The 25,471-nt window shown below is 69.3% G+C and carries 23 protein-coding genes and 2 pseudogenes; 12 read left to right on the forward strand and 13 right to left on the reverse strand.

Annotation, left to right across the window (positions count from 1 at the left end):
• Nucleotides 1–3 precede the first annotated feature (3 nt).
• From GEV28_RS20290 to GEV28_RS20300, 3 genes are all read right to left on the reverse strand, one after another.
• Nucleotides 4–711: a heterodisulfide reductase-related iron-sulfur binding cluster gene (locus GEV28_RS20290; RefSeq protein ID WP_291413675.1), complete on the reverse strand. Its 708-nt coding sequence runs from the start codon at nt 709–711 to the stop codon at nt 4–6.
• 693 nt (nt 712–1,404) lie between these two features.
• On the reverse strand, nt 1,405–4,725 hold the full coding sequence (locus GEV28_RS20295; RefSeq protein ID WP_291413676.1) for a ThuA domain-containing protein: 3,321 nt from the start codon (nt 4,723–4,725) through the stop codon (nt 1,405–1,407).
• Nucleotides 4,726–4,760: 35 nt separating this feature from the next.
• On the reverse strand, nt 4,761–5,894 hold the full coding sequence (locus tag GEV28_RS20300; protein ID WP_291413677.1) for a sugar phosphate isomerase/epimerase: 1,134 nt from the start codon (nt 5,892–5,894) through the stop codon (nt 4,761–4,763).
• A gap of 741 nt (nt 5,895–6,635) precedes the next feature.
• On the opposite strand from GEV28_RS20300, the gene GEV28_RS20305 reads away from it, so the two are divergent.
• From GEV28_RS20305 to GEV28_RS20330, 6 genes are read left to right on the forward strand one after another with little or no spacing between them, the layout of a single operon-like run.
• Nucleotides 6,636–6,782 carry a hypothetical protein gene (locus tag GEV28_RS20305; RefSeq protein WP_291413678.1) on the forward strand — a complete coding sequence of 49 codons (147 nt, stop codon included), beginning with the start codon at nt 6,636–6,638 and terminating at the stop codon, nt 6,780–6,782.
• Nucleotides 6,783–6,835: 53 nt separating this feature from the next.
• Nucleotides 6,836–7,777 (forward strand): acyl-CoA desaturase, encoded by a 942-nt coding sequence (locus tag GEV28_RS20310; RefSeq protein WP_291413679.1) that lies wholly within the window; start codon nt 6,836–6,838, stop codon nt 7,775–7,777.
• Complete coding sequence (locus GEV28_RS20315; protein ID WP_291413680.1) at nt 7,774–8,199, forward strand: STAS domain-containing protein; 426 nt, start codon at nt 7,774–7,776, stop codon at nt 8,197–8,199. The genes GEV28_RS20310 and GEV28_RS20315 overlap by 4 nt, the downstream gene beginning before the upstream one ends.
• A gap of 1 nt (nt 8,200) precedes the next feature.
• The gene (locus GEV28_RS20320; protein WP_291413681.1) at nt 8,201–8,950 is read left to right on the forward strand and encodes a GAF and ANTAR domain-containing protein; all 750 of its coding nucleotides are present in this window, start codon (nt 8,201–8,203) and stop codon (nt 8,948–8,950) included.
• 13 nt (nt 8,951–8,963) lie between these two features.
• Nucleotides 8,964–9,722: a GAF and ANTAR domain-containing protein gene (locus GEV28_RS20325; protein ID WP_291413682.1), complete on the forward strand. Its 759-nt coding sequence runs from the start codon at nt 8,964–8,966 to the stop codon at nt 9,720–9,722.
• The gene (locus tag GEV28_RS20330; RefSeq protein ID WP_291413683.1) at nt 9,719–10,786 is read left to right on the forward strand and encodes a magnesium and cobalt transport protein CorA; all 1,068 of its coding nucleotides are present in this window, start codon (nt 9,719–9,721) and stop codon (nt 10,784–10,786) included. The genes GEV28_RS20325 and GEV28_RS20330 overlap by 4 nt, the downstream gene beginning before the upstream one ends.
• 10 nt (nt 10,787–10,796) lie before the next feature.
• On the opposite strand, the gene GEV28_RS20335 is transcribed toward GEV28_RS20330, so the two are convergent.
• Nucleotides 10,797–11,513: a TetR/AcrR family transcriptional regulator gene (locus GEV28_RS20335; RefSeq protein ID WP_291413684.1), complete on the reverse strand. Its 717-nt coding sequence runs from the start codon at nt 11,511–11,513 to the stop codon at nt 10,797–10,799.
• Between the two features lie 140 nt (nt 11,514–11,653).
• Here GEV28_RS20335 and GEV28_RS20340 point away from each other — a divergent pair, with 140 nt between their 5' ends.
• The gene (locus tag GEV28_RS20340) at nt 11,654–12,157 is read left to right on the forward strand and encodes an Hsp20/alpha crystallin family protein (protein ID WP_291413685.1); all 504 of its coding nucleotides are present in this window, start codon (nt 11,654–11,656) and stop codon (nt 12,155–12,157) included.
• Nucleotides 12,158–12,272: 115 nt separating this feature from the next.
• On the forward strand, nt 12,273–12,767 hold the full coding sequence (locus GEV28_RS20345) for a DUF309 domain-containing protein (RefSeq protein WP_291413686.1): 495 nt from the start codon (nt 12,273–12,275) through the stop codon (nt 12,765–12,767).
• Between the two features lie 278 nt (nt 12,768–13,045).
• On the opposite strand, the gene GEV28_RS20350 is transcribed toward GEV28_RS20345, so the two are convergent.
• Both GEV28_RS20350 and GEV28_RS20355 read right to left on the reverse strand, forming a co-directional pair.
• Nucleotides 13,046–14,074, reverse strand: coding sequence for an acyl-CoA desaturase (locus GEV28_RS20350; protein WP_291413687.1), 1,029 nt, complete (start codon nt 14,072–14,074; stop codon nt 13,046–13,048).
• A gap of 161 nt (nt 14,075–14,235) precedes the next feature.
• Nucleotides 14,236–14,391, reverse strand: a complete 156-nt coding sequence (locus tag GEV28_RS20355; RefSeq protein WP_291413688.1) for a DUF6307 family protein — start codon at nt 14,389–14,391, stop codon at nt 14,236–14,238.
• 50 nt (nt 14,392–14,441) lie between these two features.
• On the opposite strand from GEV28_RS20355, the gene GEV28_RS20360 reads away from it, so the two are divergent.
• Nucleotides 14,442–14,831 carry a hypothetical protein gene (locus GEV28_RS20360; protein WP_291413689.1) on the forward strand — a complete coding sequence of 130 codons (390 nt, stop codon included), beginning with the start codon at nt 14,442–14,444 and terminating at the stop codon, nt 14,829–14,831.
• Here the strand turns inward: GEV28_RS20360 and GEV28_RS20365 are convergent.
• On the reverse strand, nt 14,807–15,937 hold the full coding sequence (locus GEV28_RS20365; protein WP_291413690.1) for a glycosyltransferase family 4 protein: 1,131 nt from the start codon (nt 15,935–15,937) through the stop codon (nt 14,807–14,809). The genes GEV28_RS20360 and GEV28_RS20365 overlap by 25 nt on opposite strands.
• Nucleotides 15,938–16,120: 183 nt before the next feature.
• Nucleotides 16,121–16,735, reverse strand: a complete 615-nt coding sequence (locus GEV28_RS20370; RefSeq protein ID WP_291413691.1) for a TetR/AcrR family transcriptional regulator — start codon at nt 16,733–16,735, stop codon at nt 16,121–16,123.
• 81 nt (nt 16,736–16,816) lie between these two features.
• Between GEV28_RS20370 and GEV28_RS20375 the strand changes: the two are divergent.
• The 3 genes and pseudogenes from GEV28_RS20375 to GEV28_RS20385 form a co-directional block, all read left to right on the forward strand.
• Nucleotides 16,817–17,467 (forward strand): annotated as a pseudogene (locus GEV28_RS20375) (DUF4389 domain-containing protein); the annotation flags it as partial.
• A gap of 116 nt (nt 17,468–17,583) precedes the next feature.
• Nucleotides 17,584–18,243, forward strand: coding sequence for an SDR family NAD(P)-dependent oxidoreductase (locus GEV28_RS20380; RefSeq protein ID WP_291413692.1), 660 nt, complete (start codon nt 17,584–17,586; stop codon nt 18,241–18,243).
• Between the two features lie 431 nt (nt 18,244–18,674).
• A complete protein-coding gene (locus GEV28_RS20385; protein WP_291413693.1) occupies nt 18,675–19,262 on the forward strand; it encodes a hypothetical protein in 588 nt (195 codons plus the stop codon).
• On the opposite strand, the gene GEV28_RS20390 is transcribed toward GEV28_RS20385, so the two are convergent.
• The 5 genes and pseudogenes from GEV28_RS20390 to GEV28_RS20410 all read right to left on the reverse strand — a co-directional run bounded on the left by GEV28_RS20390 (nt 19,256) and on the right by GEV28_RS20410 (nt 25,200).
• On the reverse strand, nt 19,256–20,179 hold the full coding sequence (locus GEV28_RS20390) for a sugar phosphate isomerase/epimerase (protein ID WP_291413697.1): 924 nt from the start codon (nt 20,177–20,179) through the stop codon (nt 19,256–19,258). The two genes, GEV28_RS20385 and GEV28_RS20390, sit on opposite strands and share 7 nt — an antisense overlap.
• Nucleotides 20,153–22,060, reverse strand: a pseudogene (locus tag GEV28_RS20395) (bifunctional sugar phosphate isomerase/epimerase/4-hydroxyphenylpyruvate dioxygenase family protein); the annotation flags it as partial. The pseudogene GEV28_RS20395 and the gene GEV28_RS20390, both read right to left, overlap by 27 nt.
• Entirely contained in the window at nt 22,047–22,961 is a 915-nt protein-coding gene (locus GEV28_RS20400; protein WP_291413694.1) for a shikimate dehydrogenase, read from the reverse strand. The pseudogene GEV28_RS20395 and the gene GEV28_RS20400, both read right to left, overlap by 14 nt.
• A gap of 111 nt (nt 22,962–23,072) precedes the next feature.
• Complete coding sequence (locus GEV28_RS20405; RefSeq protein ID WP_291413695.1) at nt 23,073–23,849, reverse strand: PQQ-binding-like beta-propeller repeat protein; 777 nt, start codon at nt 23,847–23,849, stop codon at nt 23,073–23,075.
• Nucleotides 23,794–25,200 (reverse strand): PQQ-binding-like beta-propeller repeat protein, encoded by a 1,407-nt coding sequence (locus GEV28_RS20410; RefSeq protein WP_291413696.1) that lies wholly within the window; start codon nt 25,198–25,200, stop codon nt 23,794–23,796. Before GEV28_RS20410 ends, GEV28_RS20405 begins: the two co-directional genes overlap by 56 nt.
• Between the last annotated feature and the right edge of the window lie 271 nt (nt 25,201–25,471).

Consider the following 25,471-nt stretch of genomic DNA (forward strand, 5'->3'; position numbering starts at 1 on the left):
GGCTCACCTTCGTACCGCGGCCAGTGCCAGCTCGAGCGGGTGGTGTGCCCGGCGCTGGGTGCCGTGCGCGATCTGTTGCCTGCAGGAGACCCCGGTCGCCGCGATGACGGTCTCCGTCGGTTCGGCCCGGACGGCGGGGAAGAGCCGGTCCTCGCCGATCGTCATCGACAGGTCGTAGTGCTCCGCATCGAAGCCGAACGAGCCGGCCATCCCGCAGCAGCCGGCGTCCAGCTCCACGACCCGCGCGCCGGGGATCCGTTGGAGCAGCGCCACCGTAGCGGCCGTGCCGACATCGGCCTTCTGGTGACAGTGGCCGTGGAACAGGATCCGGCGGCCGGCCACCCAGGAGTCCTCGGTCAGCCGGAGGTCACCGGCGTCGATGGCCGCGGTGACCATCTCCTCGACCTGCCGCACGCGTCCGGCGACGTTGCGGGCGCGGGCGTCGTCCGGGAGCAGCGACAGCGTCTCGTCCCGCAGGGTCAGCAGGCACGACGGCTCGCAACCCACGATCGGGGAGTCCTCCCCCGCGAGCGAGGACACGAGTGCGGCAGCCTTGCGTCGCGCGTCGTCCAGCAGTCCCTTGGACAGGCTCGACCGGCCACAGCAGCCGCCCGCGGCGAGCCGGACGCGGTAACCGGCGAGCTCGAGCAGCTCGACCGCGGCCCGGCCGATCGTCGGCTCGGTGTATGTGGTGAACGAGTCCGCGAGCAACGTGACGGGCAGACCCGGCGCCGGCGGGCGCCGCCAGCAGCCCGCGCGTGAGCGTCGAGAAATCCGGTCCGCGGTGGTCGATCGTCGGTGCGGAAATCGCTCGCAACACCCGGTCCGGAACATTGGTCGGACCTGGATCCCGGCTCTCCGCGGGTCAAGCGACGAGAGCGCTCGCCGTGACGTACTGATCGCGGGTGTACGCGCACCCGCGGGGACCGACCGGACCGCGCGGGCGATCGTGGGCTGACCGAGGCGCCGTGGGCTCGGGGTGGTGGCCAGGGTCTGTTCACCGGCCGCGCGTCGGGGGACACCACCGGCTTCGGGACCACCTGGGCGGCGACGTGATGGGCGACTTGCGATGTGAGGGGGCGACCCGGTGACGTGGCGGGGCGACGCGGCGATGTGGCGGGGCGACGCGGCGACGTGGCGGGGCGACACGGCGACGTGGCGGGGCGACACGGCGACGTGTGGGGGCGACACGGCGACGTGGCGGGGCGACACGGCGACGTGTGGGGGCGACGCGGCGACGTGTGGGGCGACACGGCGACGTCACGGGACGACACGGCGACGTGTGGGGGCGACACGGCGACGTCACGGGACGACACGGCGGCTTGGTGGGGTGACACGGGGCCGCCCGGCACCGGTTCGCTGGTGGTGCAGCGGGCCGGCGTCGGGCGGCCGGGTGGGGTGCTCTCAGCCGGTGACCGGGCCGAACTCGACCCAGTTCAGGTTGATCAAGCCGGTTGCGGGGCCGCCGGTGACGGTGGTGAAGACCAGGTACAGCCGGTGTGCGCCGGCGGGCTGGTCTACCGGCACGCTCTGGCTCGCCCAGGAGTTGTTACCGCTTGTGGCCGCCAGGGTCGCGGTGGCCACGAGCGGCCCGGTCGGGGAGTCCAGCCGCAGTTCCACGCCGGCACGCGGGGTGCCCACGGTGCCGCCCGAGCCACCGGAGTACCGGAACGTGACGGTGTCCACCCCACCCAGGTTGATCGGGTCGAACGCGACGTGGTCCCCGGGGTCGATGCCGGTGACGTGCAGGCCACCGCCGGTGTCGGAGGTCGACGTCGTGTCCACGCCCTGCCGTGCCTGCGCGTTCTCCGCCTGCTGCCGCGGCACCTGGATGACGGACTGGCCGATCGTGGTCAGCGCCGGTTGACCGCCCCCACCGAGGTCGGTGTAGGAGGCGCTGATCCCGCCGTAGAGGTAGCCACCCGCGTGGTCGCCTCCGTCGGCCGGCGTGGGCAGGGTGCCGGTGCAGCCGGTGGTGGAGCCCTGCCCGTGCCCGTGACCGTCGTGCCCGAGCACGAACGTGACGGTCACCCGCTCGCAGTCGATCGCGCCGTCCTCCGGGTCGGTGACGGTCACGGTGTACGGAACCGTGTCGCCCCAGTCGAAGAACGAGCCCGCCACCGGCGAGGTGACCGTGACGGTCGGCGCGGTGTTGCCGACGGTGATCGTGCGGGTGAGCACGGCCGTCTTCCCGCTGGAGTCGGTCACCGTGAGCTTGGCGGTGTAGACGCCGTTGGCGGTGTAGGTGAACGTCGGGCTCGGATCGGCCGAGTCGACGGTGCCGTCGTTGGTGAAGTCCCAGGCGAAGGAGATGGACTCGCCCGGGTCGGGATCGTGCGAGCCGGCGCTGGAGAACTCGACGGCGAGCGGTGCCGTGCCGGAGGCCGGTGTCGCGTCCATCACCGCGACCGGAGAGCGGGTGCCCTTCACGTACCGGATGACCGCGAGCTGCGCGTCCGGGTTCGGGCGGAAGAACCCGTCCCCGTACTCCAGCAGGTAGAGACTGCCGTCCGGGCCGAACTCCATGTCCATCGGGTTGTCGAAGACGAACCCGGGCAGGAACTGCTCGACGCCGACCAGCCCGCCCTTGCCGTCGGTCCGCATCATGAAGATCTTGTCCCGGGTGAACTCGCCGAACACGACCGCGTTGTCGTAGTACTCGGGGAACTTCGTGGCCGAGTCGGAGTCCGCGTCGTAGTCGTAGATCGGCCCGCCGTGCGGTCCCACCCCACCGGTGCCGATCACCGGCCAGTTGAAGCCGCACGTCGTGGGCGGCGTCTGCAGGTACGCGCCGGCACACGGGGTGCGCGCCTCGTACGTGTACCAGAACTGCGGTTGCTGCACCGCCGGCAGCACGGTGCGGCCGGTGTTGCGGGGCGAGTCGTTGACCGGCGCTCCGCAGTTGAACCTCTCGCCGGAGGTTCGGGTGACGAAGTCGAAGTCGATGTAGGGCAGGCTCGGTGAGACGCAGTACGGCCAGCCGTAGTTGCCCGCCTTCCTGGTGGCGAACCACCGCCCGGTGCCCTCCGGTCCGCGCTCCGCGTTCGGCACCCGCGAGTCGGGCGAGTAGTCGCCGACGTATACCATTCCGGAACTGTCCACATCGAACCGGAACGGGTTGCGCAGGCCCATCAGGAAGATCTCCGGCCGGGTCTTGCCGTCGTGGTCCTGCGCTTCGGGGAAGAGGTTCCCGCCCGGGACGGTGTAGGTCCCGTTGGGCCGGACCTTGATGCGCAGCAGCTTGCCACGCAGGTCGTTGGTGTTGGCCGCGGAACGCTGCCCGTCGAAGCCGGGTCCCTGGGTCGGCGACTCGTTGATCGGGGCGAATCCGTCGGACCCGCCGGCGTTGGTGTCGTCGCCGGTGATCAGGTAGAGGTGCCCCTTGCCGTCGAACTTCACCTCGCCCGCGACGTGGCAGCAGATGCCGCGGTCCACGTTCACCCGCATGATCTGCTGTTCCGTGCTCATGTCCAGGTGTGGCGTGGGCGTCTCGACCAGCTTGACCCGGGAGAGCTGGTTGTAGCCCTTGAAGGCGTCCCACGCGGTCGGGTCGGTACTGGTGGCCGGTGCGTTACCTTCGTTGACGCCCGGGGTGGCCGGGTCGTCCACCGGCGTGTCCAGCGGTGGGGCGTAGTAGATGTAAACCCACCTGTTGGTCGCGAAGTCGTGGTCGATCGCGACCGACTGCAGGCCGTCCTCGTCGTGGGAGTAGACCGGGATGGTGGTGATCACCGGGCTGGCGCCGGTCGCCGGGTCGTAGCGGCGGACCTCACCGCCGCGGGTGTTGTGCAGCACCCGGCCGTCGGGCAGCACCGCGAGCGTCATCGGCTCGCCCGGCTCGTCGTTGAGCGTTGCCTTCTCGTAGTTGCCGAGCACGGTCGCGCCGCAGTCGCCCTCGACGACGCCCGCGGCCCACTCGATGCCGCCGAGCAGGTGCCGTTGGACGGCCTTGGCGCGGTAGGACTCGATGGAGTGACCGAGCCCGGTGTACCAGGACCGGCCGCCGAGATGGTCCTGGCACCAGGCGATCGGGTGGTCGAAGCCCATCGTGCCGCCGCTGAAGGACTGTTCGTCGACGGTGGCCAGCACGTGCTCGGAGCCGCGCACGTTGGCCGCGAAGTTGTACCACTCCTCGGTGAGCGTCACGGTCCGCGGCACCGTCTCGGTCGACGGATGAGCGCGGTCGGCCACCTGTACGTTGCCCCGGCTCACCGCGCTGGCGCCGGTCACCCGGGTGCCCACCAGGTCCTGGTAGAAGGCCCAGTCCGGCTCGGTCTCCGCGGCCGCGTGCACGCCGGCATAGCCGCCGCCGGCCCGGATGTAGCCCTCGAAGGCGCTCTCCTGGGCGGCGTTGAGCACGTCGCCGGTGGTGTTGAGGAACACCACCGCGCGGAACAGGGCCAGGTTGTCCGGGGTGAACGCGGCGGCGTCCTGGGTCACCGTGACCCGGAACCGGTTGTCGCGGGCCAGGTCGCGGATGGTCTCCACACCGTCCCGGATGGACGGTCTCCGCTCGCCGGCCGTCTTCGTGAACACCAGTACCCGGAAGCTGGCCGGCCGCCGGACATCGGACCGTAAGGCGGCCGCCCCGTTCTCCTGGACGGACAGGTCGCGGTCGTCGGGGGCGGCCGCGACGGCAGCGGTGTTGCCGAACTGGGTGAGTGAGGTGGCAAGGGCAAGGCTCGCGGCGCCGGCCAACAGCCGTCGCCGTACTGAGCGTGCCATGGTTGCTCCAAGGGCTCAGCGGTGCGGTCGGACGGTCAGCTGCGGTAGATGGTCAGCTCGGACATGTTGGTGTAGCTCACCGCGGCGAAGTCCAGTGACTGCCCGGGGATCGCGGCGCCGCCGGGGGCGTTGTCCTGCTCCCAGTTGGCGTGGTGGAAGCTCTGCTCGCCGATGGTCTGGAAGAACTGCTGGAAGTTGATGTCGCCGGTGCCGAGCGGGACCATGTCGTGCCCGTTCGGCACGGCGGGGTTCTTGTCGCCGTCCTTGGCGTGGAACAGCGGGAACCGGGTGGTCCGTGGCGCGACGGTGAGGATGGGGTCGAACAGGTCGGTCTGCTCCCGGCCGCGCTTGTCGATGTAGGTGTGGTGCTTGAACCGGGCGACATAGGCCCAGAACACGTCCATCTCGAAGAACACGTAGCGCGGGTCGGCCTTGTCGAAGAAGTACTCCAGCCTGCGCACGCCGGACGAGCGGGTCGGCCGGCCGTTCGCGTCCGGCGGGCCGACATCCAGCAGGAAGCTGTAGGCGGCGTCGTGGTTGTGGGTGTACAGCCGCAGGCCACGCGCCCTGGCGCGGCGGCCGAGCTCGTTCCAGGTGTCGGCGGCCGCGTCCCAGTCCGACCGGTAGCTGCTGCCCGACGGGTCGCCGCCGGTGCCGATGTTCCTCATCCCCAGCTCTTCGGCGATGTCCATCTGCTGTTCGAACGTGTCCGGGTTGATCTGGGTGTGGGTGCCGTTCGCGACCAGCCCGTTGTCGTCCAGGATCCTGCGGATCTCCCGCGGGGTGATCTGCCGGCCCAGGATCTCCGTACTTTGGTTGTAACCGGCGAACTCCACCTCCTTGTACCCGATCTCCGCGAGCCGGGCGAGCACCCGCTCGAACCCGTAGGGCACCCCACTGGCATCCGGCGCCGCGCTGATCCGGTCCCGGACGCTGAACAGGATGATGCCCCGGTTCCGGGACGGGACCAGCGGCTCCACCCGCAACCGGTCACCGTGGCCGCCGCCGGTCGAGGCGAGTGCGGGGGTCGCGGTGGCCAGTACCGGCAGGCCGGCCGCGCCGAGCAGGGCGGCGGCACCGGCCGAAGCGGTGAACACGTCGCGACGGGTGAGCCGGGCCGGAGTCGTCTCGGGCGAGTCGGCGCGTTCGCGTCTGTGGTTGTCGTCCATGAGGGGGTCGCCACCTTTCTGCATGCGGCTCGCGCCGCGAAGAAACCCCAGCCCGTGGGGCTGGTTCGGGTGGGGTGTGCCGCGTGGTGTGCCGCGGTCGAGTGACACGGGAACGACCGACGTTCCGCCGTCTCCGGAAGCGGCCGAACGACGCTGGCTATTGGTAACGGGAAAGGAAAACTTCCGTCAGGAGTATGCCACGCTTTCTCCGGTTTGGAGCACACTTTTGTCGATCAACAACGAAACTTCTGCAGGGGCAAGGCGACGAAGTCGGCTCACAGAGGGTCAATTCCGTGCTGATACCGGTGAACCGTGTGCTGTTCACATTCCTGGATCCCGGTCCGGCCGGCTGCGGCCGGTGCAGGGTCGCGGCGGCGAGGACGAACCCCAGCAGGTCCGCGCCGAGGCCGAGAGGTACCCGAGGACCATTCGACAAGTGTGTCAGCGGCGGCCACGAGCGGTGTTGGACTGGCTCGCTCCACACACCGGCGGCCCACTCACGAGACATCAGCCCTGGTGACCCTGAGCTACGCATTCCCCGATACGGCGGTGCTCGGAGCCCGTTCGCCTGTCCCGCCATGAATTGGTGCATCCTCCGTCGGAGCGCGTAGTGTGTCGAGTACAGATGCCCGGGACCCCGGTTTGACTCCAGCCGACCGAGGGGGTCCGATGGCATATCCTGAGCCGATCGCGAATACCGAACCGGTCACGGGGATCGCGAAGCCGCACCGAAGTGCGGTCATGGCCATTCTGCGTTCTGTCCAGCAGGGCTTGTTCACCGCTGCCGAGGCCGAGCTGATGATCGGCCGGATCCGCGCGCACGTGCCCACCACGGGCGGGTACGCATCGGGCGTCCTCCCGATCAGTCCAGATCGGACAGTCTCGTGACCACGTCTACGGCGGTTCGTCCTCCACCAAGCCCGGTACCCGGTCCGAAGCCGATGGTCATTCCCGGCCGCTCGGTGGGTGAGCAGATCCTGGTGAAGGCCTTCGTTCTCATTCCGTTCGCCGCGCTCGTCGCGGCGGTTCCGATCGCTTGGGGATGGGGGCTCGGCTGGACCGACATCGCCCTGGCCGCCGCCTTCTACGTGGTGTCCTGTCTCGGGGTGACGGTCGGCTATCACCGGCACTTCACGCATCGCGCGTTCAAGGCCAAGCGCGGTCTGCGCATCGCGTTGGCCGTCGCCGGCGGCCTGGCCGCGCAAGGCCCGGTGATCGGGTGGGTCGCCGACCATCGGCGACACCACGCCTTCTCCGATCGCGAGGGTGACCCGCATTCGCCCTGGCTGTTCGGCACCGGACCGGTGGCGCTGGCCAAGGGGTTCTGGCACGCCCACATGGGTTGGTTGTTCGAACGGGTCAGCACCAACACCGAGCGGTTCGCCCCGGACCTGCTGGCCGACCGGGACATGCGGATCGTCGACCGGCTGTTCCCTCTCTGGGTCGTGCTGAGCGTCGGGGTTCCCACCGCGTTGGGCGGGTTGCTCACCTGGTCCTGGTGGGGTGCGCTGACGGCGTTCTTCTGGGCCGGCCTGGTGCGGGTGTCGTTCCTGCACCACGTGACCTGGTCCATCAACTCGATCTGCCACATGATCGGCGACCGGCCGTTCGCCTCTCGGGACAAGGCCGCCAACTTCTGGCCGCTGGCGATCCTGTCCATGGGGGAGTCCTGGCACAACTCCCACCACGCCGACCCCACCTGCGCCCGGCACGGTGTGCTGCGCGGCCAGGTCGACATCTCCGCCAGGACGATCTGGATCTTCCAGAGGCTCGGTTGGATCTCCGACGTGCACTGGGCCAACCCCGCGCGGCTGGCCCGCGCCGCCGCCTCGGCGGACAGGACGGGGCACAAGGATGCCCCGACCGAGGAGACGACCCCGTGACCGCCGCCCTCCCGTCCACAGCGTCGGATGATCCCCTATCTGCGGCCACCTCCCCGCGGGACGACCTCCTGACGGTCACCACCCGAAGGGTCTCGCCCGACACGGTCGTGCTCGAGGTGCGCGGCGACCTGGACATGTCCACCAGCCCGACCTTGCAGAACGTTCTCCTCTCGCACCTGCACGACGCCGCCTCGCAGGTGACCGTCGACCTGACCGGGGTGAGTTTCCTCAGTGCCGCCGGACTCACCGTGCTGGTGAACGCCAAGCAGGCGGCGGTTGCGGCGGGGAGGAGCCTGTGTGTGGTCGCGTGCGCTCGCGTGGTGCTGTTGCCACTGACGATCACCGGCCTGGACGGCGTGTTCGACATCTACCCCGAGCTCGCCGACGCGCCGCTCGGCCCGGTTAGCGGACCGGACGGATAGCATGCGCAATCCCCGGGTCGCCGAGATCCTGTCCGTGCTCGCCCATGGGGGGGAGCAGCGCACGCTGCCGGACAGGCTGTGTGCGGCATGCCTGTCGGCGTTGCCGGTCAGCGGTGTCGGAGTGGCGCTGATGACCGTCGACGGGCCGAGCGGAGTCGTACTCGCGGTCACCGACGAGCGGGCCCGGCAGCTGGAGGAACTGCAGTTCGCCCTGGGAGAGGGGCCTTGTGTCGAGGCGTCCGGTGGCGGCCGCCCGGTGCTCGAACCGGACCTGGTGGCGACCGGCACGCCACGCTGGCCGCGGTTCGGCGCAGCCGTGCTCGACGCCGGCGTCCACGCCGTCTTCGCGTTCCCGATGCGGGTCGGCGCCATCCGCGTCGGCGTTCTGGACCTTTACCGCGACACCCCGGGACAGCTCAGCCCTCCCGACCTCGCCGAGGCGCTGGCCTTCGCCGACGCGGCCACCGTGGTGGTCCTGAACCTGCAGGATCACGCCGCCGAAGATGGAGCGCGCTCGGCGCTCATGGGGCCGATCGACAACCGGGCCGAGGTACATCAGGCGACCGGGATGATCTCGATCCAGCTCGGCATCAGCCTCGCCGACGCGCTGCTGCGGCTCCGCGCCTACGCGTACGCTATGGAGCAGACGGTGTCCTCCATCGCCGCCGATGTGGTCAGCCGCCGCATGCACTTCGTCGGCAGCGAGTCCGGCGCCACGACGCAACAGGATCGGCGTGATCCGCGAGAGTAGAGGCAGCGGGCTCATGACGAGCCGAGAACAACTCCTTGCCACCACGTTTGTGGACCTGGCAGACACCTTGGTGGCCGACTTCGACGTCATCGACTTCCTCCACACGCTGGTCAGCCGCAGTGTCGAGCTCCTCGACGCCGACGCTGCCGGGATCATGCTGGCCGACGCGCACGGTGGCCTGCACGTGATGGCCTCCTCCACCGAGGAAGCCCGCCTGCTGGAGCTCTACGAGCTGCAGAACAACGAAGGCCCGTGCCTGGACTGCTTCCGGTCCGGACGCCCCGTGGCACGGGACGGCCTGCCCGCGATGAGATCGTCGTGGCCGGCCTTCACCCAGGAGCTGCAGCAGCTCGGGTTCCACTCGTCGCACGCACTCCCGATGCGCCTGCGCGAGGAGACGATCGGCGCACTGAACCTGTTCCGGACCGAACCAGGGCGGCTGAGCGAGGCGGACCTGGGGATCGGTCAGGCCATGGCCGACGTGGCCACCGTCGGCCTGATCCAGGAACGTGCCATCGCCGCCAGCGAGCTGCTGGCCACGCAGCTGCAGACCGCCCTGAACAGCCGCGTCCAGCTGGAACAGGCCAAGGGTGTCCTCGCCCAACGGACCGGCCTGCCCATGGACCAGGCGTTCCAGCTGATGCGCGGCTACGCCCGCAGCCGCAGCCGCCGCCTGAGCGATGTCGCCGCCCAGATCATCGACGGGCTGCTCGACGACGACCTGCTTCGGAAGGACCGGCGCACGAGGCCTGACACACCGCCCCAGGCATGACCGACCCGGCGCATCCGAGTCAGCGGCAGATGCCGGAGGCCACCACCAGCATCATCAACAACGTCGTCTACCTGGATGGGCTGCCCGTCGCGTCCCCGGCCACGCTGGCCGAGACGTTCCAGCAGCTGGAGCGGCAACCGGACAGCATGGCTTGGATCGGCCTCTACCGGCCGGCCGAGGAGGAGCTGATGTCCGCGGCCCAGCAGCTCGGGCTGCACGAGCTGGCGGTGGAGGACGCCGTCACGGCCCGCCAGCGCCCGAAGCTGGAGCGTTACGGCGACACCCTGTTCGTGGTGCTGCGGTCGGCTCAGTACCGGGACGACACCGAGGATGTCGACTTCGGCGAGCTGCACCTGTTCGTCGGCCCGAACTTCGTGCTCACGGTGCGGCACGGCGAGGCTCCGGATCTGGCCGCCGTACGACGTCGGGTCGAGGACGAGCCCGACCTGTTGCGGCTGGGTCCCGAGGCAGTGTTGTACGCCGTGCTGGACGCGGTGGTGGACGGCTACGCGCCCGTGGTGGCGGGACTGCAGAACGACATCGAGGAGATCGAGACCGAGGTGTTCGGCCGCGATCCGAACGCCTCTCGGCGGATCTACGCGCTGTCTCGTGAGGTGGTTGAGTTCCAACGCGCCACCCGTCCGCTCCTTGCGATGCTCGACAGCCTGTCCGCCGGGTTCGCCAAGTACGGCATCGACGAGGAACTGCAACGCTACCTACGGGACGTGGCCGACCACGCCGCCATCGTGGTGGAGCAGGCCGAGAGCTTCCGCGGCATGCTCGCCGACATCCTCACCGTCAACACCACCCTGGTCACCCAAGCGCAGAACGCGGAGATGCAACGCCTGGCCGAGGCGAGCAACGCGCAGAACGAGCAGATCAAGAGGATCTCCTCGTGGGCGGCGATCCTGTTCGCCCCGACCTTGATCGGCACCGTGTACGGAATGAACTTCCGCCACATGCCCGAGCTGGGCTGGACGGCCGGCTACCCGTTCGCGCTGCTGCTGATGGCCACGGTATGCGTCGGCCTGTACCTGATATTCAAACGCCGAGGCTGGCTCTGACCCGCGCGGCTCATGGTCGGGGTGGTTGCGGGGTCGTTCGCCGTCTCAGACCCTCCATGAGTACGTCGAGGCCCGTCGTGAACCGTTCGTCACGGTTGTCGACCCACATCTGGGGACCGAGCGCGACCAGGGTGGGGAAACGGTCCTCGGGTAGTGACCGGAGGAACTGGTGAAGCTGATGTCGGCTCGTCGGATCCTGCACCCGTTGGTGGTTCGCTGACGTGTTGGTGTTGCCGACCTCGAACCCCACTGTGTAGCCGACGACGAGGAAGAAGGCCTGGCCTGCCTCGTCGTGGGGGAGGCCGGCGGTGTGCAGTGGTCGCAGGAAGGCTTCGGCCAGAGCGAGGGAGTGCGGCCCGAGGGGGTCGCGCGTGGCCAGCAGGCCGGCGACTCCGGGATGGTCCGCCAGAACGGTCCGGAGTCGCCGGGCAAGCACCGTGATCTGCTCGGTCCAGGGCAGATCACGGTCGACGTCGCAGTCGACCTCGGCGAGGACCCCGTCCAGGACGAGGTCCTGAAGCCGTTCCTTGCCGGGCACGTGGCGATAGAGCGCACCGGGCACCACGCCGAGGCGGGCGGCGAGGGCGCGCATGGTCAGCGCCGGGACGCCGTCCTGGGCGATCAGGGTGAGCGCTTCGGTCACCACGCGCTGCCGGGTGAGGGTGTGGCGGCGCTGTTCGGTGGTCTCGGGGGGACTGAACCACAGCATCGCGTCGTCGTCGATCACGTATCTCTCCTGTCGAACGTTGACAGTGAACTGTGTTCACGATACAGTGAACATGGTTGCTCGACAAGTGAACAGTGTTCTCTCTTATTTGAGGGCATTCATCCCGAGCCGCCAGATGAAATGAGCAAGGGAAGTTAGTAATGGAAGTCATGACGCGCTGGGATGCTTTTCACGATCTGCGCGCCGCACAGGACCAGGCGAACCAATACCTGACCAGAATGCTGGTTCAGGCCCGCGGACAGGAGTTCTCGCAGCCAGGTTCTGGTGTTACCAGCACCGCGTGGACACCGGCGGTCGACATCTCCGAGCGCAAGGACGCCTACATCGTCGCGGTCGAACTCCCCGGAGTGAAGCTCGACGACCTGGAGATCACCTACCAAGACGGTCTGCTCACCATCCAGGGCGAGCGAGGGTTGGCCCCGGACTCAGCGGACGAACAGACCCACCTGGTCGAGCGTCGCTACGGACTGTTCCGTCGTTCGATCACGTTGCCGCTGCACGTGACAGCCGACGCCATCGACGCATCGTTCGAAGACGGTGTGCTGCGTGTGTTGGTGCCCAAGGCCGAGGAGGCCAAACCCAAGCGCATCGAGGTGCACGCCGTCCGGCCGCAGATCCCCGCGACCAACGACGTACCGCGCTAGGCACCACCAGCAGTGAACGTGACTCCCGGTCGGCGCCGACCGGGAGTCACGGTCGTTCGGTCTCCCCGGTCTCATCGACAGGTCCCCGGGCGGCCACGGGTGGGAGGATGGCGGGGTGGACTCAGAAGCCAGTGGCGACCGTGACGGTCGCGACCGTGACGACGGGGGCCGCGCCCGCAACGCCCGCCCGCGTGACGGACTGGGCCGACCGCTGCCGCGCGGGGCGACCGGCGTCGCACGCCAGCCCGAGGGGGTGCTCCTGTCGCCGGAGCAGACCCTTGCCGAGGCTCAGCGTCTGCTCGACGACGGCATGCCGTTCCATGCCCACGAAGTGCTGGAAGACGCGTGGAAGACGGGCCCCGAGGCGCACCGTGCGTTGTGGAAGGGCATGGCGCAGCTGGCCGTCGGCGCGACCCACGCCGCCCGCGGCAACATGACCGGCGCGGTCACCTTGCTCAGACGCGGCGCCGACCACATCGAGCCCTACCATGACGAACCACCACACGACATCGACATCGCCGGGCTCGTCCGGTGGGCCCGCGACCACGCCACGGCCTTCGAGGACGGCGCCGACCAGCTACCCGTTCCGCGCCTCCGAGGCGCCGGTTGAGCGTCGTGCTCCTCGTGCGCCGGCCGCGGTATCACTGCCACCACGCTGGTACACGTGGCCGCCGTCGCCCTCCCACCGGTCCGCCGCGTCGTCTGAGCGGAGGATGCCGCGCTGGAAGGGAAATCGTCTGAGATCGCGGGCCGACGTCATATCGGTGCTCCAGTCCCCGATCGCGTGACGATCGGTGTGTACCGCTCCCGAGGACGGTGTCGGCTTGACCGCCACCGCGCGAAATGCGTTCGGTACAACGATTCTGGTGCCCCGTCGCGGGTCCGCGGTCAGCGGCCGGCCAGCCGCAGCGGAGCACCGACGGCGTGCAGGTGCTGCAGGACATAACCGTAGGTGCGTAGCCATCCGCACTGGGCGTACTCGATGCCCCGCTGGTCGCAGAACGCGCGGACGAGTGGCTGCGCCAGGCGGAGGTTCGGTCGGGGCATGGTGGGGAACAGGTGGTGCTCGATCTGGTAGTTCAACGCGCCGAGGGCGAAGTCCACCCAGACGCCGCCGCGCACGTTGCGTGAGGTGAGTACCTGCCTGCGAAGGAAGTCCAGGGCGTGGCCGGCGGCCAGCGTCGGCATGCCCTTGTGTCCGGGAGCGAAGGAGCATCCCATGTAGAGGCCCCAGAGGCACTGGTGGACCAGGATGAAGAGGACCGCGGTCCCGGGGGAGAGCACCAGGAACACCGCGGTCAGGTAGGCGGCGAAGTGCCCGGTCAGCAAGCAGGCCTCGACCCACCGTGCCTTGAGGTCCTTGCGCCACAAGGATTTGACGCTGGACACGTGCAGGCTGAAACCCTCGAGCAGCAGGAGCGGGAAGAACAGGAACGCCTGGTACTTGACCATCCAGCGCAGCAGGCCGCGCCTGGTCCGCCCTTGCTCGACGGTGAAGGCGATCGCCGGGATGTGGATGTCGGGATCGTCGTCCTCGTGGTTGGGGTTGGCGTGGTGGCGGGTGTGCTGGTCCATCCACGAGGCGTAGCTGAGACCGACCATCCCGCCGTGCCAGAAGCCGACCACGTCGTTGGCGCGGCGGGTGCGGAAGATCTGCTTGTGTCCGGCGTCGTGCCCGATGAAGGACAGCTGGGCGAACATCACGGCGAAGAAGACGGCCAGGAACAGCTGCCACCACGAGTCGCCGACGTGGAAGAAGGCCACCCAGCCCCCGGCGAACGCGAGGACGTTGAGGCTGATCTTCACCGCGTAGTACCCGTGCCGCCGGCGCAGCAGCCCGATCTTCCGGATCCTCTGAGTCAACTCGGCATAGTCCCGGCTGCCGGCATTCGCGTGCAACGTGTCGAGCGAGGTCATGGATGGCCACCGCTTCCTGGGTGCGTCTGCACAGCACCGGGGTCCCGGGTGGCAAGGGTGTCGCGGTGGATCCGCGATCTACTACCAGGGTTGCACGAGATGGTCGGATCAGCAACCAAGGGGGGGTTGCGCCGACCGCCTCGGGCGGCGCAACCGCCGGCTCAGCGCGTACTTTCCGGAATGTGGTCGATGGCGTAGACCACCTGCACCGCGAGCTCGCGCGAGGCTTTGTCACCGAGTTTCGAGTTCTTCAGAAGGACGTCCTGGACGAACGTGACCCGCTGTTCGTAGCGGGAGACGAACTTGGTGTCGGTCATATGGTTCTCCTTTGCTGGCTGTTCATTCGCGGTTACTCATCCACAGGAACGTGACTTCGGTGCTGCGGGTGTTCTGCGCGACGAAGATGATCAACGCGATGGCGATGACCGCCGCTGTTCCGGCCGCTACCCACGCCATACCGGCGCGGGTACGCGGCACGCGCCCGGGCCGGGTCTCCGTCTCGGCGGTCGCCGGGGCGCCGGTGGTCCCGGGCCGCGGTGCGGATGACACCGGTGGTCCGGGTGGGGTTTCGGATGCGTGGAAGGAAGACGACATGACTGACCGTCTTCGAAATTGCCGGAAGAGCTGGCACATCGAAGGTGGATGTCGTCGTGTCCGGATAAATTCAGCATACGCCTATTTTGAATATACCGATCACCTCATATCGCTTTTCCGGGCCGGCCTTCTCCTGCTCTACACGGGTGTCTCCATCAGCTGACCGTCGGTCCGGACCGGGTGTGGCGGCTCGGCCGACGGCGCCAGGACCAGCTCCTCGAGCTGCCGGACGATCGTCGCCGGCGGGATGGGCTGCGGCTGGGCGAACACCTTGAGCAGCTCGTCCACGGACTGCTCGACGGTGAACCTCGTCCCGGCGTCCTGCCTGGCGGCCGGCGGGAACGGCCCGCTGGCCACGGCCTCGCGGATGCCCCAGGCGAGTGCCTCGGCGTTGTCCGGCTTGACCAGCACCACCCCGCCGCAGTCGGTCTCGGGAAGACCGCCGTCGTCGGACGCGATCACCCAGCAGCCCGAGTGCTGCGCCTCGATCGAGACGATGCCGAAGGTCTCGTGCCAGTACTGGCTGTTGGACGGCATCACCACGATGTCGTGGTCGGCCATCAAGGCCGCCATCGTGGCCGGCGTCTTGCGGGTGGCCACTACGGAGATCCCGGGGTGCTCGCCGAGCAGCCGCTCGATGATCTTTCCCTGCGGCTTGTCGGCACCGGCGGTCGTCGCGGTGAACGTGAGGTCCAGGTCCTGCTCGATGATGTCGATGTGGAGGGTCTCCAGCAGGGTGTAGACGCCCTTCTCGGGGCTCAGCCTGCCGGCGAACAGGATCCGCGTCTTCCCGGCCGTCCTGCCCGGTCGGGGCTGCGCGGCGAAGCACGGCTCGGCGAACGGGTACACGACGTTGACCGTCGCGACATCGACGTCCAGGTAGCTCGACCACAGCGCCGCGGCGTACCGGCTGGTGGCGATCAGCGCGCGATCCCGGGTCCCCTCCACGGTGAACGCCTTCTTCTGTTCCCGGATGGGGGGCGGGTTGTGCAGGATCAGGAACGCCGGGCTGCTGGTCGGCACCGGGTGCGGCTCGTTGACGAAGACGACGGTGCCGTCGAGGTCACCGACCTCGGACAACGTCGACAGTGCCCGGAAAGGGACGTCGGTGAACTCGCCCCTGCCGTCGTCGGCCCCAAGGCCGATGGTGACCACCTGCGCCGGAATGCCCCGCCTGGTGAGCTCTCGGACCTGACCGGCGGTGTAGTTCTCGGAGCCGCCGGTGCCGGCGGGGAGGGGGTTTCCAGGGGACCAGATGAACGATATCAACTTGTGCTGCCCACGTTTCGTTGATCAGTCTCGGACATGGTGACCGCGAGCCGAAGGAGCCAAGAACCTCCACAATGGACGGTTAGTGCGCGCGGGCAGAACCCCTCGTGGTCGGCCATGTGCCGGTCGACCGTGCGAGGTGCGCACGAGGAGACGGTTGGGGCGGTTGTCCTATTGGGTCACTCACCGCGGTCTCGGCCCGGTTCGGTCGTCCCGTTGGGCGCCGACGTAGGTGATGAGGCCGTCCAGCAACCGGTCGAGGCCCCACAGGAACTGGTCGGTGGCCGCCGCGGCGTCGGCCGTCTCGAGGGCGACTGATCCGAGGATGTGCACGTTGAGCAGGTGAGAGCCTTTGGCCGCGGACGCCGGATCGAGTCCGGCGTCGGCCAGGATGGTCAGCAGAGTGGCACCGACCGCGTTCGCGTTCGGCCCGTCGAGGGAACTGCGGAGCAGCAGATGTACGGCGCCCTGGTGGGCGAGCAGCTCGGTCCTCAGCTCGAGCGCGAGGGAATGGACGCGCTCCCGCCAGGGCCGCGACGAGTCGGTGAACCGATCGTCGTCGACCAGGTTGTCGTCGACCCGCCCGAGAAGCTGCTCGGCCAGGCCGTCCAGCACGGCCGCCTTGTCCGGGAAGTAGGTGTAGACGGCGTTGGGCGCGATGCCGACCCGGGTCGCGATCCCCCGGATGGTCACCCGGTCGGCGCCGAGCTCGGCGAGCAGGGCCAGCGCGGCGTCGAGAATGGCCTGCTCGCTCAAGGTCCGGCGGGGACCAGGGCGAACGGGGCGCGCATCGACCACGACTACTCCTACCTGCTCCTATGCGAACGTCTCTGGACAGCGTCCAGTTATTGTACATTGTACAGACTGAGGCTGGTCGCCATGGCTCAGACAACCCCATCACCAGCGCAAGCGCCTCGGTTCGAGGATTACCCGGTTCAGGTACGCGCCCGTTTGGACGATCCGCTGTCTCGCTGGCTGTGGCTGGTGAAATGGCTGCTGCTCGTGCCGCACGCACTGGCGCTGATCGTGTTGGGGGCGGCCTTCTGGCTGATGAGCCTGTTCGCGCTGGTCGCGGTCGTGATCACCGGCCGGTACCCGCGCGCGGTCTTCGACTTCAACCTCGGGGTGATGCGGTGGGGCTGGCGGGTGAGCTTCTACGCCTACTCCGCCCTGGGCACCGACCGATACCCGCCGTTCTCCCTCGGCGAGGAACCCGACTACCCGGCTCGCCTGGATGTCGAGTATCCCGCGCAGCTGTCCCGAGGGCTCGCGCTGGTCAAGTGGTGGCTGCTGGCCCTCCCGCACTACCTCATCCTGGCCATCCTGTTCGGCGGCGGGACCTGGTTCACCTGGCAGCTCGGCGACACCGGATGGGCCTGGGGCGGGAGCATCGTCGGGATCCTTGTCCTGATCGCCGGGATCATGCTGGTCGTCACCGGCACCTACCCCCGTCCGCTGTTCGATCTCCTGATCGGGATCAACCGTTGGGCACTGCGGGTCGCCGGCTACGCCGCGCTGATGACCGACCGCTACCCGCCCTTCCGCCTCGATGTCGGCGGCGACGAACCCCATGGCCCGGCGGAACCGAACCCCGTGGACGCCGCCGGACCGGTCGAGCGCCCCATGCCGGTGTGCGGAAGCCTGCGGTGGCGAGATGGACGTCCGCCGACATCCCTGACCAGACCGGCCGCACCGCGGTCGTCACCGGAGCCAACACCGGCATCGGCTTCGAGACCGCGCGGATTCTCGCGCGGACCGGGGCGTCCATGGTGCTGGCGTGCCGCGACCCCGAGAAGGGGGAGGCGGCGGCGCGGACCATACGCGCGGAGATGCCGGCCGGCAGTGCGCGGTTCGCGCCGCTCGACCTCGCGGATCTCGACTCGGTGGCCGCGTTCGCCGGCGCGTTCGAGGCGGACGACGGCCGGCTCGACCTCCTCGTGAACAACGCGGGGGTCATGGTGCCGCCGCTGGGGCGCACGAAGCAGGGGTTCGAGCTCCAGCTCGGGACGAACCACCTCGGCCACTTCGCCCTCACCGGGCGGCTCCTGCCGATGCTGGAGCGGACGCCGGGCGCGCGGGTCGTCGTGGTGGCGAGCAGGGCGCAGAGCAGCGGGCGGATCGACTTCGACGACCTCAACTGGGCGCCCGCCCTTCCGCACGCGCGAAGGACTCCGCGGTGGCGAAGCGGCTCTGGGAGCAGAGCGAGAAGCTCACCGCGGTCGCCTTCGCGTTCGCGGCACCCGGTGACAAGGCGGCGTGAGGAGGACGCTGGGCGGAGACCGTGCCGGTTCCCCCGGTACAGGTGACCGACGCGGACCACCGGTCCGGCGTGATCGAACACCCGGTGGGAGTCGCCTGTACGACTCCCACCGGAAGCAGCGTTCCAGCAGCCGCGACCATTGCCAACGTGCACAACGCACCACGCATTCGCATTGTCTTCTCCAGACCCCATGTACGGCACGGACGACAGCACGGTGCCCGCCGGACGCGGCCGGTGTCGACCAACCGGAACGAATCCGAACGCGGGGTGGCGGGCGCGTGCGCCGGGTACTACCTGTGGGCCCTCCACGGAGATCGTCGATTGACTTGCGTTCGATGTATTACGCGCCACGGCTACGAAAGGTTCAGTGTGGTCGCGGGCGCCACATTCCCGCCGTCTGCGGTGAACCCTTCCACGCTCTGCCGCGTAACCACCGCCATGGAACTCGCGCTCAGCGGCAGACGAAGGAGGACACAAATGTCCATGCAGGACGGTGCGGCCGTGAGGTGGGCGAGCGCGGCGCTTCGCGCGCTCGCGCTGCTCGGCACCGCCACCGTCGTCGCGGCATGTGGCTCCGGCGGGACCACCGACGACGGCACCGGGGCCGGTGACGGAGGTGGCGACACATCGTCGGTGACGGTTGCCGTACGGACCCAGGATCATCCGGACCTCGGCAAGATTCTCGTTGACGTGTCAGGAAAGACGCTGTACTTCGCCGAGCAGGAGGAGGACGGCACCGTCCGGTGCGTCGACGCCTGCCTCAGATTCTGGTTCCCGGCAAAGATCCCGGACGGCGCGGCACCGTCCGTGCCGGGCGTGACCGAGCTCGACGTGCTCCACCGCGCCGACAACGGGCAGGAACAGCTCACCTACCAAGGAAAACCGCTCTACACGTTCCAGTTGGACAGTTCCGCGGGAGACGCCGACGGCAACAACCTCCAGGACGACTTCGGCGGCGTGCACTTCGTGTGGCACGCGGTGACCGTCGACGGCGAGGGCACCCCTACTCCGTCGCCGACGCCTGGCAACGACGGTGGCTATGGAGACGGCCCGGGCGGCTACTGAGACTCGGCGGGCCGGCCCGCACTGGTCGACCGGGATGGGTCCAGGTGCCGCTGTGCGGCCCTGATCGCGAGCCGGGCGCACTCCTTCTCTCCCACTTGTGCGGCAAGGCTCGCGCGGGGGATCTCCAGGGCGTAGGGGATGTCGGGTGGGAGGGCGGAAAGTATGCCGCGGACGTCGATCCCGCCCTCGCCGGGAAAGAGACGTTCGAAGCGGGCGGTGTGGATCAGGCCTTCCACGGTGGTGGGTATCCGGCCGGGGGCGTCGCAGACGTGGGTGAAGTGGAACCAGTCGCGGGGAAGTTGCCGGAGCTCCTCGATGCTGGACTGGGACCGGGCGAAGTGCAGGAGGTCGATCAGCATGCCCGCGTTGGGGCGGTCGGCCTCGCGCAGCACATGCGTCGCCTCGCTGAGGTTGGGTGTCTCGGTCCAGGACGGGAACTCGAGATCGATCGTGAGTCCCAGCGGCGCCGCCAGGTCGCACAGTTGGGCGAAGTGCTCGGTCTTGCGGTCCCGGTTGGCGTCGGGCAGCTGGGTGATCACGTGGCGAGCGCCCAGCTCCGCGCCCACCTCGAGGAGGCGCAGATAGCGTCGCGGGTCGTCGTGCGGGCCGATGCGGGCCAGCTCGACATCGAGGACGCGGACGCCCGCGGCGGCCAGCGACGCCTTGGTCTCCTTCAACAGCGCGGGGTCCGTCGCGATCGGGTAGTGCGGCTCGTCCGGGGTGACCCGGGTCAGGCGGACGCCGACGTACCGGTAGCCGGCGCTCGCCGCGGCCCGGACCAGCTCGGGTGGGGACAGGCTCAGCGCCGACAGGTGTGCGATGGAGTAGTCGTGCGTCTCCCGGTCGTCCTCGCGGATCGCCGGCGGCTGTTGGCCGATCGTCGTCGTGACCAGGCGGCGCCTGCGCTGCGCGGCCATGCGGACCGGTGCGGTGCTGGCTGCGCCGTAACCGGCGTATCCGCCGATCCGTTGCACCACCTCGAAGAAGACCCGTGCGCCGAGGATCTCCGTGCACGCATGGAGGTACTCGCCGTGCTCGTCGCGGTCGTAGAGCACCGAGTGCTCGCGCATGGCGGCGAGCAGGTCCGGCGACAGCTCCAGGCGCGCGGCGAGGTCGTCGTAGTAGTTGTCGGGAATGTCCAGCAGTGGGGCGCCCAGCGCTCGCATGGCCCGTGTGCTCGCGATCGCGTCGGTGGTCTCGAATGCGATGTGCTGCGGGTCGGGCACCGCCGGAGCCCACTCCCCGCGGCGGAAGAGGGCGGCGTTGAGGGTGATCCGCACCCGGTGGGCGGGATCCGTCGCCGCTCGGCTGCGAATCAGCCCGAACGGCGCGGCGAGCTCCATTGCGGGCTGGGCACGCAGCCCGAGCACCGACCGGTAGAACAGGGTGGCCTGGTCGAAGTCGTCGAACGGCTCGGTGAGCGAGACGTGATCGGTTCCCACGAGCAGGCCGTGGTCGCCGGGCCGGGTCCCCGTGGGGGCGAAGTCCGCGAGCCAGTCGTTGTCCCGGTCGCCGGTGCGGCAGAAGAAGACGGTGGTCCCGTCGGGCGCGGCCACCGAGCACAGGTCCGCCTCCTGAGGCTGGCGGCTGCGGGGGAGTACGGGCGCGAGCAGCCGTTCCGCGCGCGTCGCGGAGGCGGCGGGGTCGGAGCTCTCCACGGCCAGCGCGCTGACCTCGGCGGTTCCCGGAGCCGCCGTGGCCCTGGCGGCGGAGTTCAGCAGGACGCGGGCGTCACCTTGTTGCCAGAGCTGAACCGGCTTGGACCGGTGCTCGCCGACGTGGGCGAATCCCAGGGCCGTCAACGTGCGCGCGAGTACCGGCCCGGAGACGTCGTCCACGGCCAGCTCGGTGAACACGTGCCCGGCCAGCGCCGGAGCCGGTGGCAGGCTCTCCGGGGTGAGTCGCCGCCGGTGCTTCACCTGCCCCTGGGTGCCGACGGCCTCCTGCAGGGCGACGAGCGAGCGCATCGCGTCGATCGCCGCACGTCGTGGGTCGGCCTGACGGAACACGTCGTTGGACACCTCGAGGGCGAGCGGGCCTTCGTATCCCGTGCCCAGCACGTTCCCGACGAACCCGGCGAGGTCGAACCCGCCCTGGCCGGGGAAGAGCCGGTGGTGGCGGCTCCACTGCGACATGTCCATGCGCAACGCGGGCGCGTCGGCCAGCTGCAGCACGAACACCTTCGAACCGGGGATGATGCGGATGCCGGCGAGGTCGCTGCCGCGCGCGAGCACGTGGAAGCTGTCGAGGCACAGGCCGAGCGCGGGGTGGTCGGCGCGGCGCACGATGCGCCAGGAGTGGTCGTAGGTGTTGATGAACCGGCCCCAGGAGAGTGCCTCGTAGGCGATCCGCAGTCCTCGCTCGGCCGCGCGGGAGGCGAGCGTGTGGAGCTGCTCGGCGGCGAGGTCGTCGTCGTCCACGGCGTCCGGTGAGACCGATGAGCACAACAGCATCGTGTCGGCGCCGAGCTGCTCCATCACGTCGAACTTGTGCTCGGCGCGCCGCAGGTTGGCCGCGAGCACGTCCGGCGGGACCGCCTCGAAGTCGTGGAACGGCTGGTAGAGATCGATGGCGAGACCGAGGTCGGCGCAACGCTGCCGCACCTGCCGTGGCGACCACGGCGACGCGATGAGGTCGTCCTGGACGATCTCCACACCGTCGAAGCCGGCCGCGGCCGCGGCGATCAGCTTGTCCTCGAGAGTGCCGGACAGACAGACGGTGGCGATGTTCAGCGTCGGGCCGGCGAGTGGCTGCCGGTGGTCTTCCGCGGTCGTCGTCCGGAGTTCAGCGGTGAGCATCGGGCTGCCTCCCAGCGTGTGTGTCGGGTACGAGCGCGTCGAAGTGGCGGAGCATGCGATCGGTGTCGGGTTCGCGGCCGGTGATGATCCGGAACGCGTCGGCGGCCTGGAAGACCACCATCGGTCCGCCGTTGAGCACCCGGCAGCCGCGTTCCCGTGCGGCGGTGAGCAGTTCGGTGTCCAGCGGCCGGTAGACCACGTCGGCGACCCACAGGTCGGGTCTCAGCAGCTCGACGGGCACCGGCACCCCGGGATGTCCCTCCATCCCGATGGGCGTGGCGTGCGCCAGTCCGTCCGCCTCCCGGAGCGCGTCGGCCATCGCGGCACCGCCGTCGAGCTCGTCCGCGGTCGCTCGCCCCGCGCCGAACCGGCCCGTGAGGGAGGCGGCGAGCTTGTCGCTGCGGCGACGGTCGAGGTCGAATATCCGCACCGTTCCCGCGCCGAGGGTCAGCAGAGCGTGCGCGACCGCGGCGCCCGCGCCGCCGGCACCCAGGAGCACGATCGAGTCGAGCGCGGCGTCGGGCAGTCCGTGCCCCACACTCCTGGCGAACCCGGTCAGGTCGGTGTTGTACCCGACCGATCGGCCGTCGGTGAGCACGATGGTGTTGACCGCGCCGACCGCGGCGGCATCGGGGGCGAGCTCGTCGAGGTGGTCGAGCACGAGCTGCTTGACCGGGTGGGTGATGTTGAGCCCGTGGTAGCCGGCGAGTCTCGCGGCCGCGAGGACGTCACCGATGGCCGTCGCCGGCACGCCGAGCTCGTCGAGATCGAGGATGCGGTACAGGTAGCGGACGCCGAGTGCGTCGGCTTCCCGTTCGTGCAGCGCGGGGCTCAGCGACGTACCGATGCCCGAGCCGATCAAGCCGACGAGGTAGCCGGTGTCGTTCCGCGGTAACGCCATGTGCTCCCCATCCGCCAGACAGTTTGCGAACGAACTAGATAGTTACTTATACGCCGATCGATGGTCGCGCGGAAGGGGTGGGCCCGACCTGGGCCCACCCCTTCCGGTGCCTCAGTAGACCTCGATCTTGCCCGTGGACCGGGGACTGAACGGGTCGTTGAAGAAGTACTCGCCCTTCTTCCTGAACTTGTGGGTGAACGACTCGCCGGGCGCGAGCCTGCGGTCGAACAGCCCCTCGAAGAACTGTGTCGCGCCGCGGGTGTTCGCGTTGCCGGCCGGGTTGGTGAACGTGACGGTGGTGCCGGCCGGGACGCGCAGGTGGGTCGGTGCCATGGCGTTGACCGCGGTGGACTCCGTGGTGCCGACCTCGCCGGTGTCCGCGTCGTACGTCCGTCCGATCACGACGGTGTCGGCGACCGCGCTGCCGTCGACCGGTCCACCCGAGACGGGGCGCCGGATGACCGGTGGCGGCGGGGTGGGCGCCGGCCCGACGGTGCCGCCGATCTTGAACGCCCAGAGGAAGTCGCCGCGCGGCGCCGAGTTGCCGTACGGGATGCCGGTTCCTCCGGCGTACACGGCCATGTACTGCTGACCGTCCACTTCGTACATGATGGGACTGCTGCTGATGGCCGCGCCGGTCTGGAACCGCCACAGCTCGCGGCCGGTGCGGGCGTCCAGGCCGAGCAGGTTGCCGTCGGGCTGCCCGATGAACATCAGGTCGCTGCCCGTCGTGAGGATGCCGTTGCCGTGCGCCAGCGAGTAGGGCATGTGCTTGTTCCACCGCACCTTGTTGGTGCTCGGGTCGACCGCGACGATCCCGCCGGTCTGGTACTCACCGGGTGGCCGCAGGCCGTTGCTGGACTCGGTCAGCGAGTGTGCCGCGGCCACGTAGCCGAAGCCGGTGTAGACGAGCTTCGTGCTGTGGCTGAACGACTGATGGCTCCAGTCCGCGCCGCCGCCGTGGCCGGGGATCGACCAGGATGGGGATGTCCCAGTGCGGGTCGTAGAGCGATCCCTGAACATAGTTGGGCACGGCCCGGTTCGGGTTGCCCGGGATGCTGGTGCCCAGCGGTTGGTCGACCACGGTGTTCTCGGTCCACGGGCCCTGGCGGGGGAACGGCTGGGTTGGCCAGGTCTTCTGCCGCGGGTCCTGCGGCACGGGGCGCTCGTCGATGCCCAGCGGCGCGGAGCCGTCCTCGCGGTCGAGGATGTAGTACATGCCGCACTTGCTGCCGTAGATCACGAGCTTGCGCATCCGCCCGCGGATCCGGACGTCCGCGAGCACGGGTGCCATGGTGTTGTCCATGTCCCAGATGCCGTGGTGGATGGACTGGAAGTGCCAGCGGTACGCACCGGTCTCCATGTCCATCGCGACGAGCGAGCTGGAGAACAGGTTCAGCCCGCCACGCTGTGAACCGTCCTGAGAGGACCGGTTGCCTCGGGCGTTGCCGAACGCCCAGTAGACGAGCCCGAGGTCCGGGTCGACCGCGGGGTGCATCCACGGGGTGGCGCCGCCGGCTTGCCAGGAGTCGCCCTCCCAGGTGTCGTTGCCGATCTCGCCCGGCCCGGGTACGCCCCAGAAGTGCCACACGACATCGCCGTTGCCGGCATCGAGCGCGATCCCCGCGCCACGGTCACCGTCATGGGTGCCGCAGTAGAGCCGGCCGTCGTGGTAGATGACGGCGACCTTCTCCATGTTGCCGTACTCGGTGACCTGCTTCTCCCACACGACCTCGCCGGTCTCCTGGCTCAGCGCGATGATCCAGCTTCCGTTGCCGTGGGTGAAGACCATGCCCTGGCCCACCGCCACACCGCGCCGGGTCAGCGTGCCGCGGGTCTGCCGGTAGACCCACTTCGTCGTGCCGGTCGCGCCGTCGACGGCGAACACGTTGCCGAGCGCGGACTCGATGTAGAGCACGCCGTCGACGGCGACCGCGGTGCTCTGGTTGGTGCCCGTGGTGAGTCCGCCCTCGATCCGGTTGACCCAGGCGGCGCCGAGCTTCCTGACGTTGCCGCGATGGATGTCGTCGAGTGCCGAGTAGTTCTGGTTGCCGAGGTTCCCGCCGATCTTGGGGAAGTCCCGGCCGCCCGGTGTGGTGGCGATCGGGGGCCGGGTGTGCCCGTGCACCGCGGGATCGGCCGCCGCGGGCAGGCCGGACGTCACGGATGTGCCGACCGCGACACCCACGGCGGCCGCCGCCGCACCCTTCATGAGCTCTCTGCGTTGGATCTCCGCCATGCCGCGCTACCTCCGTCGTTGGAAGATTGGGCAATGAGGTCCGTCTAGCGGACTATATGGACTGTGTGGCGGTTCAGCGTAAGCTCGTTCCATCGTGCTTTACAAGCCCAACATGGTTCATCCGGTCCACAGAGTGGACCGAGCGAAAGGGTCAGCACTGTGAACAGACGAGCATCGACCTTGATGACCGCCATCGTGAGCGCTGCCGTGGCCACGGCAGCCACCGTTCTCGCCGTCGGCGTACCGGCGGCGGCCAACGACAGGGACCGCA

The sequence above is a fragment of the Actinophytocola sp. genome (genome assembly GCF_009379765.1).
GTDB lineage: Bacteria > Actinomycetota > Actinomycetes > Mycobacteriales > Pseudonocardiaceae > Actinophytocola.

Coding starts and splice junctions, on each gene's coding strand:
- GEV28_RS20340 (WP_291413685.1), top strand. CDS start 11,654: ATGGAAGTCATGACGCGCTGGGATGCTTTTCACGATCTGCGCGCCGCA.
- GEV28_RS20350 (WP_291413687.1), bottom strand. CDS start 14,074: ATGACCTCGCTCGACACGTTGCACGCGAATGCCGGCAGCCGGGACTAT.
- GEV28_RS20385 (WP_291413693.1), top strand. CDS start 18,675: ATGTCCATGCAGGACGGTGCGGCCGTGAGGTGGGCGAGCGCGGCGCTT.
- GEV28_RS20295 (WP_291413676.1), bottom strand. CDS start 4,725: ATGGCACGCTCAGTACGGCGACGGCTGTTGGCCGGCGCCGCGAGCCTT.
- GEV28_RS20310 (WP_291413679.1), top strand. CDS start 6,836: ATGGTCATTCCCGGCCGCTCGGTGGGTGAGCAGATCCTGGTGAAGGCC.
- GEV28_RS20355 (WP_291413688.1), bottom strand. CDS start 14,391: ATGACCGACACCAAGTTCGTCTCCCGCTACGAACAGCGGGTCACGTTC.
- GEV28_RS20325 (WP_291413682.1), top strand. CDS start 8,964: ATGACGAGCCGAGAACAACTCCTTGCCACCACGTTTGTGGACCTGGCA.
- GEV28_RS20305 (WP_291413678.1), top strand. CDS start 6,636: ATGGCCATTCTGCGTTCTGTCCAGCAGGGCTTGTTCACCGCTGCCGAG.
- GEV28_RS20410 (WP_291413696.1), bottom strand. CDS start 25,200: ATGGCGGAGATCCAACGCAGAGAGCTCATGAAGGGTGCGGCGGCGGCC.
- GEV28_RS20330 (WP_291413683.1), top strand. CDS start 9,719: ATGACCGACCCGGCGCATCCGAGTCAGCGGCAGATGCCGGAGGCCACC.
- GEV28_RS20300 (WP_291413677.1), bottom strand. CDS start 5,894: ATGGACGACAACCACAGACGCGAACGCGCCGACTCGCCCGAGACGACT.
- GEV28_RS20400 (WP_291413694.1), bottom strand. CDS start 22,961: ATGGCGTTACCGCGGAACGACACCGGCTACCTCGTCGGCTTGATCGGC.
- GEV28_RS20390 (WP_291413697.1), bottom strand. CDS start 20,179: ATGGCCGCGCAGCGCAGGCGCCGCCTGGTCACGACGACGATCGGCCAA.
- GEV28_RS20320 (WP_291413681.1), top strand. CDS start 8,201: ATGCGCAATCCCCGGGTCGCCGAGATCCTGTCCGTGCTCGCCCATGGG.